This is a genomic window from Paraburkholderia sp. A1BS-2L (assembly GCF_051125205.1).
Lineage (GTDB): Bacteria > Pseudomonadota > Gammaproteobacteria > Burkholderiales > Burkholderiaceae > Paraburkholderia.
Window position 1 is genome coordinate 833,895 of record NZ_CP120431.1, and the last position, 11,899, is coordinate 845,793.

Genomic DNA, 11,899 nt, shown 5'->3' on the forward strand with positions numbered 1-11,899 from the left:
CGCGCCTCTGGTTTTATAGAAACGAATAGTTTTAATGCGAGCCAGCAGTCTGGCTAATATCGGCGGCCAATTTCTGCGGCCATCGTCGGCCGTTAATATCCGGGGCGAATATCGTGACGAATACCGTGAGCCGGTCGCTCGAAATCGATCTGCTGCGTTCGTTTGCCGTCGTTGCGGAAGTGCGCTCGCTGAGCCGTGCGGCCAGCCGGGTCGGCCGCACGCAGTCCGCGCTGAGCCAGCAGATGAAGCGTCTGGAGGAGATCGTCGACCAGCCGCTGTTTCAGCGCACTGGGCGTGGCGTGGCGCTGACGAATCCCGGCGAGCGCCTGCTGATTCACGCGCAGCGCATGCTGCGGCTGCACGACGAAGCCATGGCCGATTTATGCGGCAAGGGATTGACGGGGACGATCCGCTTCGGCTGCCCGGACGACTATGCCGCCGTGTTTCTGCCCGCACTGCTGCGCCAGTTTTCGCGCCAACATCCGCAGGCTCTCGTGGAGGTCGTTTGCGGACCTACGCCGCGCCTTATCGAGCAACTCGAAAGCCGCGCCGTGGATCTCGCGATGATTTCATTGCCGGAAGATGCGAACGGCCATGCGGACGAGGACATCATCCGCCACGAGCAGCTCGTATGGATCGGCTATCCGGGGCTGGAACCCGTGCACTTCGATCCATTGCCGCTCGCGCTCTCCGACCCGGACACGCTCGACCACATGGCCGCGTGCGAGGCGCTGCAGCGTATCGGCCGCGCTTACCGCGTGGCCTATGCGAGCAGCAGCCTCTCCGGTCTGACCGCACTGGTGCGCTCCGGGCAAGCCTTCGCCGTGATGACGCAGACGGCCGTGCCCGCGGACCTTGCCATCCTGCACGGCGAACCCGGTCTGCCGCCCTTGCCCAGCGTCGGCATTACGCTGAAGTTCGAACGCAAACGCCCCTCACATCTCGTCGCCGCGTTTGCCGGACACATCCGGCTGACGCTGCCACTGCTGTGAGGGGCGCTGCAAACCTGCGCAGCTAGCGCAGGCGAACGGGTTCGACGCTCTCAGCCCGAAATCTTCGCGATCTGGAGCAGGTTTGTCGTGCCCGACTCGCCGAACGGCAGGCCGGCCGCAATTGCCACGAGGTCGCCTTCGCGGCCGAAGCCCTCGGTCACGGCCGCACGGCATGCGAGACCGATCATCTCGTCCACGTTGGACGCTTCCACGCGCGGCACGGCATGCACGCCCCAGGTCAGCGCCAGACGGCGCGCCACCTGCTCCGAAGGCGTCAGCGCGACGATGCGCGACGGCGCGCGCTCGCGCGCCGCCCGCAGGCTCGTGAAACCCGAGCTCGTGTAGGTGACGGTGACAACCGGTTCGATCAACTGCACAGCCTTGCGCAGCGCGCAGCAAATCGAGTCGGCAACGGTCGCTTCGGCACGCGTGTGCGAAGCGTCGATCTGCTCGCGGTAAGCGGGATCGCCTTCCACGCGCTCGATGATGCGGTTCATCGTGCTGACCGCTTCGAGCGGGAACTTGCCGCTCGCCGATTCGGCCGACAGCATCACCGCGTCGGCGCCTTCGTAAATCGCGCCGGCGACGTCCGAGGTTTCCGCACGCGTGGGCACCGGCGAATTCGTCATCGATTCGAGCATCTGCGTCGCCACCACCACCACGCGGCCCACGCGGCGGCATTCGCGAATGATACGGCGCTGCAGTTCCGGAATCTGCTCGGCCGGCAGCTCAACGCCGAGATCGCCGCGCGCCACCATCACGCCGTCGGCGCGCTGCACGATGCCCTCGAGGTGATCGATCGCCAGCGGCTTTTCGAGCTTCGCCATGATCCATGCGCGCTCGCCGATCAGCTCGCGCGCTTCTTCGATATCCTCCACGCACTGGACGAACGACAGCGCCACCCAGTCGACGCCGAGTTCGAGGCCGAACGCGAGGTCGGCGCGATCCTTCTTCGTGAGCGGCGAGATCGGCAGGTGCGAGCCCGGCACGTTCACGCCCTTGCGGTCGGAAATGCGCCCGCCCACCAGCACGACGGTCTCGGCGAAATCGTCGCCCGAGGCTTCCACGCGCAGACGGACCTTGCCGTCGTCGAGCAGCAGCTCCGAGCCCGGCTTCACAGCCTTGAAGATCTCGGGATGCGGGAGCGGCGCGCGCTCCTGATTGCCCGGCGTCGTATCGAGGTCGAGACGAAAACGCGCGCCCACGGCGAGTTCCGCAAAACCCGTCTCGAACGTACCGAGACGCAGCTTCGGCCCCTGGAGATCGAGCAGAATGCCGACCGGACGGCCGTATTCCTGTTCGAGCCGGCGGATTTGCGCATGACGCTGACTATGGTCGTCGTGCGTGCCGTGGCTGAAATTCAGTCGGAAGACGTCGACGCCGGCCTCGAAAAGCGAACGGATAACCTTCGGGTCCGAACTGGCCGGCCCGAGCGTGGCGATGATCTTTGCATTACGGTTTCGCTTCATTTCCTCTCCGCGGACTGCGTGGCGCGCCGCCCCCACCCATGAGGGGCGCGCGAATCTCATGAACTGCCAATAGCTTATGGATCAATGCCCCAACAAGGTTATCCCTCACGCGCAATACTGATTTCCCGCGAAAGGCATTCCAGGCGCGCGCACGATCTCCTATGATCTCCGGCCATATAAATTGCCGATCTAAACATCCGCATAACCAGGCTGATATAACAGTCGGAAAAACGAAACTCGAACGTTCGTTTGATTGTTCCATTCATGAGACACAGTGGCTTACCGGCGCCCCCTACCGGTAACACGGTTCCGGTCCTATCTTCCATGCATGTCAACGAGGCCATTGCGGCCGGAAGATAAGGATTCGCACCATGAAGAAAATTATCGGCAAGTACAGCAACCCCAGCCAGCATTGGGTCGGCGACGGATTCCCGGTGCGCTCGCTGTTTTCGGACCGCACGGTGGGCCGCCAGCTGAGCCCGTTCCTGATGCTCGACTACGCGGGCCCCGCCCGATTCGAGCCGACCACGCAACGGCGCGGCGTCGGCCAGCACCCGCATCGCGGCTTCGAAACCGTGACGATCGTGTACGAGGGCGAACTCGAACATCGCGACTCGTCGGGCGGCGGCGGCAAGATCGGCGCCGGCGACGTGCAGTGGATGACCGCGGGCGCGGGCATTCTTCACGAGGAGTTTCACTCGGAGGATTTCGCGAAGTCGGGCGGCACGCTGGAAATGGTGCAGCTTTGGGTCAACCTGCCCGCGAAGGACAAGATGACGCCGCCGCGCTATCAAACGCTGCTCGCGAGCGCGATTCCGACTGTTGAATTGCCCGGGAACACCGGCAGCGTGCGCGTGATTGCAGGCGAGTACGCGGGCCACGCGGGTCCTGCGCTCACGTTCACGCCCATGGACGTGTGGGACATGCGCGTGAAGGCCGGCCACGGCACGCGCCTCGACTACCCCGCCGGGCGCTCGCTTGCACTGATCGTGTCGCGCGGGCGCATCGTGGTGAACGGCAGCGAGCACGTGGGCGACGGCGAGATGGTGCTGTTCGAGCGCGCGGATACCGGCGTGCAAATCGACGCGTCCAGCGACGCGACGATCCTGCTGCTCGGCGGCGAGCCGATCGACGAACCCGTGGCGGCGTATGGCCCGTTCGTGATGAACACGGCCGATGAAATCCGCGAGGCGGTGCAGGACTTCAATAGCGGCCGTTTTGGCCAGATCGCGCGGGAAGCGGCAGGCGCGCGATAACGGCATGATGGCCACGCTGCGGGTTGCTTCGGCAAGCCGCAGCGCGCGCCATATCGATCAAAACCGCGTCGATCAAAGCCGCGCCGTGGCCGGCAGCCCGACCGTCACACTCGCGGTCGGAAAACCTCTGGGCTTGTAGATCGGCGTTCCGATAAACAAGTCGTAGCTGAAGCTCGCATATTTCGCCGGCAGGCCGCCCCGAATGCCGATGACCGCGCCCGCGAGCTGGGTGCCCGCGAGGAACTCGGTGGCGGGCCCGAACACCCGTCCGTAATCGAGCCCGGCATAAAGCGTCTGCCCGGTCTGGAACACCGGCCATTGCACCTCGTTGCGCCAGTAGAAGCCCTTCTCCGCGGCAAGCATCGTGTGCCGTCGAAGCCGCGCACGGTGTAGCGGCTGCCGATCGTCAGATCGTCAATATAGAACAGCGCGTCGTTGGTGTACTGGCCGTGAAATGTGGTCACGTAAGCGAAACGCTGGTTCGCGATCGCAAACGGCACGGAGAGATTCGCGTCGAGCACCGCCATCTGAAAGCGGTAAGTCGGATTGTTGGAGAAGGGCGTGCCATCGCTCTGCACCGGATCGGCGGTCGCGCCCAGCCCGCCGATGCCATGACGCCAGGCCAGCGAGCCGTCGAGCTCCGAGGCGCCGATGTAATGCCGGTCGGTCAAGCCCGCTTCGATGAACGTGTTGTTGCGCGCCTGCGCAGCAATGCTCGCATCTTCGATAAAGCTCTCCCCAAACCGCTTCGAGAGCTGGAGACGAACGTCTGGTTCACACCCGCGATGTTCTGATAGTAGGTATTCGTGTAGCCCGAGAGCGTCGCGCTCCAGTAGCCCCGGGGCACCGAATATGAACCGTTGAAGCCGTGCGAACCCAGCGACTTGTTGCTGAAGTACAGGTCCTGGTTCGCGCCCACGGTGAACATGTCGTTCAGCCCGAGCGGATTGTCGATGCCGAGGCTCACGTTGCCCTGCCACTTGCCCGTGCCCTCGTTGCCCGAGTTGTCGACCGATGCCACGAAGGTCCATGGTTTCGTGCGCGTCACGCTCACGACCACGTCGCTTTCGCCGGGCAGGTCGGTAGGCTCGATCTTCATGTCGATGTCCTGGCTCGCGACGCGCTTCATCTACTCGAGGCCCTGTTCGAGGTCGCGCAGGTTCAGCAAGTCGCCGCCGGTCACCGGGAAGGCGGTCTTCCAGGTACCCCGCGTGGACGGCTCGGCAAACCGCACCTGCCGCACCACGCCTGGCGCGAGCGACAGCGTCGGCACGCCCGACGACAAATCCCGCGGCGGCACAAGCACACGCGTCGTGACATAGCCATGACCCAGGATGGTCTGCTGCACGCCCTTCGTGAGCAGGTCCACTCCCGCCTTGCCCACGCACTTGCCCTTATAGTAGTCCAGCCATTCGCGCGCGAATGCAAACGGATCCTGCGGCAGTGCCGACGCGCCCTTCGCACGCGCCGTCTCCGGCAGCGTGGCCGGCACGTCGAGCACGAACGCGTCGATGCGCAGGCATGGCGTTTCGTCGGGCAGGTCCGGGCGCGCGACTTGATTCGGCAAGGTCGAACGCACTGAACGGGCCTGCACAGCCGCCTCGCGCTGCTGCGCGTCGCGCTGTTGCTGGAGTTGGCGATTCTACTCGGCGTTCGCTCGTGCGGCCGCAGCCTCGTCAGCCGGGCCCGGTGCGTGCTGCGCGGGCGACGCGAGCGTAACCAGGGCTATGAGCGGCAGCGCCGCCAGCCGCTTGTGGATTTTCATCGTGTGGTTTGAAGCCGCTTATCGGCTGTTCAGCGCTTTGCTTAAAGATCGACAAAATTGCCGTAGCTGTCCGCGAGTATCGGCATTTCGAAACACGGGCTGCTCAAAATGGAGACACCGTCGAGCAGTTCGCTTTTCAGTCCCATTTCACGCATCAATTCGGCCTGTTGCTCCGGATGCAGAATAAGCGCCGCGGGCTTGCGCCCGTGATCGGCCACGTACTGCAGAATGCCGCTCTCAACGAGTTTCCAGACACCACATGCGATTTTCTTCTGCGAAATATTAATCATGGCTAGGCTTTGGTCTTCCTGTTGTATTGGGACGGTATCCGACTCGATATCGCCCTTTTTTTAACGCTCGATCACTGTTCCCGTACAAGCGATTTTCTTGCACTTCGTATCTCGGAATGGACAAACATTGTCAATCCAGCGGCGATTTCGGGACTTTTAGGAATTATCCGAAGCAAAATCACCCGTAACGCATAAATCGTGTCGTGCCCAGGCGACGCAGACTTCCGCGCAGGCCGTCCGGCACATGCCGTGAGTCGATGGCACAATCGTCGCTGCCGCCGCACTGCCACAAAAACCCCTGCCCCGAGGAGTCGACCATGCCGCTCGCCACCGCCACCGCCCGTCTTGCCGCCGAGGCGCCCAACTATGTCGTCGCCCTCGAGGCCGGCCGCCATGCGCTGACTGGCGACGAAGGCCCGCACGAAGGCGGCGAGGATCGCGGCCCGGCGCCGTTCGCGCTCGTGCTTTCGGGGCTGGCCGCCTGCACGGCCGCCACGCTGCGCATGTATATGCAGCGCAAGGCGTGGCCGAACGCGGTGATCGACGTGGAAGTCAGCCTGCACGCCGACCAGGACGGCACGCAATACATCCGTCGGGGCGTCGCCGTGGCGGGCCCGCTCGACGAGACGCAACGCGCGCGGCTTGCCGAGATCTGCGAGAAAACGCCGGTCACGCGCTTCATCAAGCGCGGCACGCGCATCGACACGACGCTGCACATCGCCTGAGGCGCAGATCGCCATTGCGCCTCGGGCGCGCGCAGCGCCGCCTGATTATTTGGCATCCTTAGTATCCAGCACATCACCAAATAGTCTGCCGCCCGGCTAGCGCGGGTAGACGATCGTTCCGTCCTGCTGGACCACCGCGCCTTCGGTCAGCGTGGCGGGCACGATGCGGCCCGGCGCCATGATGTGGAAGACGGACTCGCCGCGCGCGATCAGATAGTCGGCGATGATGCGCCGATGGCAACGCCACCACACGGCCTCGGAGCACATGACCGCGCAGCGCCGCGACCGCCCCAGTTCGATCAGATGATCGAGGCCCGCATGAAATGGCGCGGTTAGCGCGTAATCGGCGTAACGATGAAAACTCTTGTTCGTCCAGAAGCCGTTGACGTCCTCGGCAACCGTGCGCGTCCTGCCGCGAAGGCCACCCAGTGCAGCCTCGTGCTCGTAAGCAATGCCGAATGCCGCCAGCGCATCGGCAAGCGTCGCCTCGTTGAACTGCGGATGGGTTCTCGACCCCGGCATTTTTCTCACGTCCGCGAGCAACGAGATCTCCGCGCCGCTCAACAACCCCATGAAGTCGTCGAGGGTGCGATTCGAGTGGCCGATCGTAAAGAACGGGAGCGTCAAGGGCTGCCTCCGGTTCAAATCCGTTGAAGAACGCGGCCGCGATGGGCGGCAATGTGATCGGTCTTGTCGCTCTTGATCTCGTACTGCGGGTCGTCCGGCGACGTACGATGCGTGTGCCCCTTATAGTCGAAGTCCGCCGTGTGCACCGCAACGATTGTGCCCGTGACCCAGCCCGCCTCAGAATTCCAGCCGACCCGGTCACCGGGCCTGAACCTGTTCGTCATGTCGTTCCTCCTGCCGGGCGTTTGCGACGCGGCTTGCGGCCAACGCAATCATATGCGCCGGCTTATTCGACGCATCGCGTTGCACGAATAGCCGGCTCCAATCTTATGCCGATCGTTGATTTTCGAGGCGAATCCGTGGTCTTGCCGTTAAAATCCCGCACTTCCCGCACTTCCCGCGCTTTTCCGTGTTACCCACATTGTCCGCCGTTTCCACCTTCGGCTAGGCCTCCCTTTCCCTTTTGACCTTCTCGACCCGCTGGCCCTAGATGCAACCCGCTTCCTCCGCTCAACGCACGTCCCACGGCGCCGCCGATGACGCCGACCTCACCCGCGACCTTGTCTACGGTCCCGACGACCGCCCCGCCCCCACGCTTGCCTTCGTGGCCGCCCTTCAGCACCTGCTGGCCATCATCGTGCCGATCGTCACGCCGGGTCTGCTGATCTGCCAGGCGCTGGGCGTCTCGAGCCGCGACACCACGCTGATCGTTTCGATGTCGCTCGTGATCTCCGGCATCGCCACGTTTCTCCAGTGCAAGCGCTTCGGGCCGCTGGGCGCGGGCCTGCTTATCGTGCAGGGCACGAGCTTCAACTTCGTCGGCCCGCTGATCGCCGGCGGCAGCCTGATGGTCCATGAAGGCACGCCCGTGACCACGGTGATGTCGGCCATCTTCGGCGTCGTCATCGCCGGATCGTTCGTCGAAATGAGCGTCTCGCGCATCCTGCCCTTCATCAAGCGGCTCATCACGCCGCTCGTCACGGGCGTCGTGGTGCTGCTGATCGGCCTCACGCTCATCAAGGTCGGCCTCATCAGCATGGGCGGCGGCTATGGCGCCATTGCCAGCCACAGCTTCGCGAGCGCCGAGAACCTCACGCTTTCGTTTGTCGTGCTCGGCACCATCATCGTGCTCAACCGCGTGCCCATCGTCTGGGTGCGCAGCACGGCGCTCGTCATCGCGCTCGCAATCGGCTATATCGTGGCCGGCCTCATGGGCCGGCTCGACTTTACGGGCGCCCGCGAAGCCGCCCTGTTTCAGATCCCGACTCCGCTGCACTTCGGCCTGAGCTTCTCGTGGTCGCTGTTCGTGCCGATGCTGATCATCTATCTCGTCACCTCGCTCGAAGCCATCGGCGACGTTACGGCCACCAGCAAGATCTCGAAGGAGCCCGTGGAAGGCCCCGTGTGGATGCGGCGCATCAAGGGCGGCGTGCTCGTGAACGGCGCCAACTCGCTGATCGCCGGCGTGTTCAACACCTTCCCGAGCTCGGTCTTCGCGCAGAACAACGGCGTGATTCAGATCACCGGCATCGCGAGCCGCCATGTGGGCATCTGGATCGCGGCCATGCTCGTGGTGCTCGGGCTGTTCCCGCCGGTCGCGGGCGCGCTGCAAGCCGTGCCCGAACCCGTGCTGGGCGGGGCGGCCATGGTGATGTTCGGCGCAGTGGCCGCTTCGGGCATCAACATCCTCGCGGGCATCCGGCTGGACCGCCGCGCGCTGCTCATCATCTCGGTTTCGCTGTCGCTGGGCCTGGGCGTCTCGCAGGTGCCGGAGATCCTCGCGAACCTGCCGCATGCGCTCAGGAACGTGCTGGAATCGGGCGTAGCCACGGGCGGCATCTGTGCGCTCGTGATGAACTGGTTCCTGCCTGAAAAGGCTTGATGGTGTGTTTTGGGGCGCCAGGGTAATGAAACCTGGCGCCTTTGTCTGCCTCGTCTCTCCAGAGTCTGGTCACCACCGACCCGCTCCATCCGCTGACATGCTCGCCCGACAGGCCGGCGCCAACTCATCCCGCTTCGCATTCTGACCATCGCCACGGTGCAGCCGTGCGCGCCGCGCCGTTTCGGTCCCTGTGTCGTCCGTTCCTTCGTTTCAACCTTTGCCGCTCCGATGGCGGCGGCGGGAGCTATTTCAACAGCCTCCCGGGAACAGTTGTTTTTCCTTTATTTCTCTAAAATTCGTTATCTTCAACTTGATATCTGCACATAACATAGCGAACCTTACTGGAAAGCTGCGAATTTGCAGTTTCGATGTGACATGCGCGTGATGGCTCGATACGTCCGCCCGGCCCCGCGCCCGAAGCAGTGAACGCGATGCCAGGACGCATGGGGACAAAACCGGCTGCGCTGCCCCCGTTGCGCGTCGGAACTGCGGATAAAAGCGGTGCGATCACGCCGCGCAAGACGCCTTCCCAATCTGATCGATGGGAACGAGATTTATGTTCAAGAGGAGACACCTGTGAACGAGAAGGAAGAGACATTACATCGCGGGCTGGAGGAGCGGCACATCAACATCATGGCGCTCGGTGCAGCCATTGGTGCGGGCTTGTTCCTGGGCTCGGCCAGCGCCATCAAAATGGCCGGTCCGGCCATCATGCTGTCCTATGCATTAGGCGGCCTCGCCATATTCCTGATCATGCGTGCACTGGGCGAAATGGCGACTCACAACCCGGTGGCCGGTTCGTTCAGCCGCTATGCGCAAGACTATCTCGGTCCGCTCGCCGGTTATCTGACCGGCTGGAACTATTGGTTCCTCTGGGTCGTGACCTGCATGGTGGAAATCACCGCCGTCGGCATTTACATGGGGATATGGTTTCCAGGCGTGCCGCACTGGATCTGGGCACTGTCCGCATTGACGATCATGGGCTGCGTCAACTTCATCAGCGTGAGAGCCTACGGCGAGTTTGAATTCTGGTTCGCGCTGATCAAGGTCGTCACGATCGTGCTGATGATCGTCTCCAGTCTCGGCATGATCTTTTTTGGACTGGGCAATCACGGCGTGGCGACCGGCATTTCAAACCTGTGGAGCCATGGCGGTTTTATGCCCCACGGTGTCAAGGGTGTGTTGATGTCGCTGCAGATGGTGATGTTCGCCTACCTGGGCGTGGAAATGATCGGACTGACCGCCGGTGAAGCGAAAAACCCGAAGAAGACATTGGCGCGCGCCATCGACTCTGTGTTCTGGCGCATCCTGATTTTCTATGTTGGCGCGCTGTTCGTGGTCATGTCGCTCTATCCGTGGGACCAGATCGGCACGCAGGGCAGTCCGTTCGTGATGACCTTCGCGCGCATGGGGATTCCCGCGGCCGCTGGCATCGTCAACTTCGTGGTACTGACCGCTGCACTGTCCTCGTGCAATAGCGGCATCTTCAGCACTGGCCGCATGCTCTATAACCTGGCCGAGCAGGGGCAGGCCCTGCCGCTGTTTGCAAAAGTGGACAAGAGAGGCGTGCCGGTGCCGGCCGTGCTGATGTCGGTGGTGGTGCTGCTGGGTGGCGTGCTGCTCAACTACCTGGCGCCCAAAGAGGTGTTCAGCTGGCTGACGGCCATTTCCACTTTCGGCGCGGTTTGGACCTGGGCCGTCATTCTGCTGTCGCAACTCAAGTTCCGCCGCAGCCTCAATCGTCATGAGCAGGCCAACCTCTTCTACAAAATGCCCTTCTGGCCGTATGGCTCTTACATCGCGTTAGGCTTCCTGCTAGTGGTGATCGGCTTGATGGGCTACTTCCCGGATACCCGCGTGGCGCTCGTGGTTGGCCCGGCCTGGCTCGTGGCGCTGGGGGTGCTTTATTACGTGCTGGGGTTCAACCGCAAGGCGGCGTCAGACGAGCGGATCGCGCAACGTCAGCGCGCTGAAGAACTCGTGTAGCAAGCCGAACGTTTGGGCGAAGACGAAGATTGAACAAAACGGCCAGGCGTTCTGACGAGCGCCTGGCCTCTCAACTACCCTGAACGGGATCTGACCACCTGCGTTCGAGTTCGGAACTCAGATATTCGCTTTCCAACCTTCATGGGTTGAAGCGCCGCCGTGCAAACGCCTTAGCGACGCCAGATCCACCCATCCACCCTCCGCGCCTGCCACGCTCTCCGGCAACGGCTGTCGCGGGTCGCCCAAATGCGGCAGCACGCGCAGCGCACCGTCGAAGCACTGCGATTCCGTATAGGCATTCGTGGTGATCACAGCAGGAATACCCGCGGCGCACGCGGCGCGCAGGCCGTTTTCCGAATCTTCGAGCGCGAGGCATGCGGCCGCCGGCACGCCGATCTGCTGCAAGACCGCGTAATACACGTCGGGCGCCGGCTTTTTCACGGGTGCGCTCGATGCATCGCACACCGCCGCGAAACGCTTGCGCCAGCCGGCGCCGAGCGGGCCGCTGAGCAGCGCGTCGAGATTGGTCGTCGTGGTCGTGGTGGCAATCGCCAGCGGCAAACTCGCCGCGTTCGCCTCGTCGATCAGGCGCGCGATGCCCGGCCGCAGCGCCACCGCGCCGCCCTGCACGCGTTCGGTGTAATACCGCGTCTTGATGGCGTGGATCGCGGCTATCGTCTCCTTCATGCGCTTGCCATCAGTCTCTTCCGGCTCGACGCAGCGCCAGTAGCGCTCGATGCGCTCCTTGCCGCCTGCCACGTTGAGTAGACGCGTGTACAAAGCCTCGTCCCAATGCCAGTCGAGCCGGACTTCGGCAAACGCGGCGTTGAACGCTTCGCGATGCACCGCCTCGGTGTCGGCCATGGTGCCGTCCACGTCGAATATGAGCGCCTGCATGGGTCGCCTC

Annotated in this window: 12 protein-coding genes and 1 pseudogene; 5 read left to right on the forward strand and 8 right to left on the reverse strand. The window is 63.4% G+C overall.

The genetic code is table 11. The features are described from left to right. Nucleotides 1–125: 125 nt before the first annotated feature. Nucleotides 126–992: a LysR family transcriptional regulator gene (locus P5W98_RS33555; protein WP_421028799.1), complete on the forward strand. Its 867-nt coding sequence runs from the start codon at nucleotides 126–128 to the stop codon at nucleotides 990–992. A 50-nt stretch (nucleotides 993–1,042) separates the two neighbouring features. On the opposite strand, the gene pyk is transcribed toward P5W98_RS33555, so the two are convergent. Then, nucleotides 1,043–2,461 carry a pyruvate kinase gene (pyk, locus tag P5W98_RS33560; protein WP_421028716.1) on the reverse strand — a complete coding sequence of 473 codons (1,419 nt, stop codon included), beginning with the start codon at nucleotides 2,459–2,461 and terminating at the stop codon, nucleotides 1,043–1,045. Nucleotides 2,462–2,832: 371 nt separating this feature from the next. Between pyk and P5W98_RS33565 the strand changes: the two genes are divergently transcribed. Next, nucleotides 2,833–3,717 carry a pirin family protein gene (locus tag P5W98_RS33565; protein WP_421028717.1) on the forward strand — a complete coding sequence of 295 codons (885 nt, stop codon included), beginning with the start codon at nucleotides 2,833–2,835 and terminating at the stop codon, nucleotides 3,715–3,717. Nucleotides 3,718–3,789: 72 nt separating this feature from the next. Here P5W98_RS33565 and P5W98_RS33570 read toward each other — a convergent pair whose 3' ends face one another. The 4 genes and pseudogenes from P5W98_RS33570 to P5W98_RS33585 all read right to left on the reverse strand — a co-directional run bounded on the left by P5W98_RS33570 (nucleotide 3,790) and on the right by P5W98_RS33585 (nucleotide 5,772). After that, complete coding sequence (locus tag P5W98_RS33570) at nucleotides 3,790–4,080, reverse strand: ShlB/FhaC/HecB family hemolysin secretion/activation protein (RefSeq protein ID WP_421028718.1); 291 nt, start codon at nucleotides 4,078–4,080, stop codon at nucleotides 3,790–3,792. A 65-nt stretch (nucleotides 4,081–4,145) separates the two neighbouring features. Next, a pseudogene (locus P5W98_RS33575) lies at nucleotides 4,146–4,846 on the reverse strand (ShlB/FhaC/HecB family hemolysin secretion/activation protein); the annotation flags it as partial. Beyond that, nucleotides 4,847–5,296 carry a POTRA domain-containing protein gene (locus P5W98_RS33580; RefSeq protein ID WP_421073401.1) on the reverse strand — a complete coding sequence of 150 codons (450 nt, stop codon included), beginning with the start codon at nucleotides 5,294–5,296 and terminating at the stop codon, nucleotides 4,847–4,849. It abuts the pseudogene before it with no gap. A gap of 227 nt (nucleotides 5,297–5,523) precedes the next feature. Continuing rightward, the gene (locus P5W98_RS33585) at nucleotides 5,524–5,772 is read right to left on the reverse strand and encodes a hypothetical protein (protein ID WP_421028720.1); all 249 of its coding nucleotides are present in this window, start codon (nucleotides 5,770–5,772) and stop codon (nucleotides 5,524–5,526) included. 317 nt (nucleotides 5,773–6,089) lie between these two features. On the opposite strand from P5W98_RS33585, the gene P5W98_RS33590 reads away from it, so the two are divergent. After that, nucleotides 6,090–6,497, forward strand: a complete 408-nt coding sequence (locus tag P5W98_RS33590; RefSeq protein ID WP_421028721.1) for an OsmC family protein — start codon at nucleotides 6,090–6,092, stop codon at nucleotides 6,495–6,497. A 96-nt stretch (nucleotides 6,498–6,593) separates the two neighbouring features. Here the strand turns inward: P5W98_RS33590 and P5W98_RS33595 are convergent, their stop codons facing one another. Next, entirely contained in the window at nucleotides 6,594–7,124 is a 531-nt protein-coding gene (locus P5W98_RS33595; RefSeq protein ID WP_421028722.1) for a DUF488 domain-containing protein, read from the reverse strand. A gap of 14 nt (nucleotides 7,125–7,138) precedes the next feature. Continuing rightward, entirely contained in the window at nucleotides 7,139–7,348 is a 210-nt protein-coding gene (locus P5W98_RS33600; protein WP_421028723.1) for a DUF2945 domain-containing protein, read from the reverse strand. Between the two features lie 266 nt (nucleotides 7,349–7,614). On the opposite strand from P5W98_RS33600, the gene P5W98_RS33605 reads away from it, so the two are divergent. Both P5W98_RS33605 and P5W98_RS33610 read left to right on the forward strand, forming a co-directional pair. Beyond that, on the forward strand, nucleotides 7,615–9,006 hold the full coding sequence (locus P5W98_RS33605; protein ID WP_421028724.1) for a uracil-xanthine permease family protein: 1,392 nt from the start codon (nucleotides 7,615–7,617) through the stop codon (nucleotides 9,004–9,006). Nucleotides 9,007–9,639: 633 nt separating this feature from the next. Further along, nucleotides 9,640–10,992, forward strand: coding sequence for an amino acid permease (locus P5W98_RS33610; RefSeq protein ID WP_421028800.1), 1,353 nt, complete (start codon nucleotides 9,640–9,642; stop codon nucleotides 10,990–10,992). Nucleotides 10,993–11,109: 117 nt separating this feature from the next. Here P5W98_RS33610 and P5W98_RS33615 read toward each other — a convergent pair whose 3' ends face one another. After that, entirely contained in the window at nucleotides 11,110–11,889 is a 780-nt protein-coding gene (locus P5W98_RS33615; RefSeq protein WP_421028725.1) for an HAD-IA family hydrolase, read from the reverse strand. Nucleotides 11,890–11,899 lie beyond the last annotated feature (10 nt).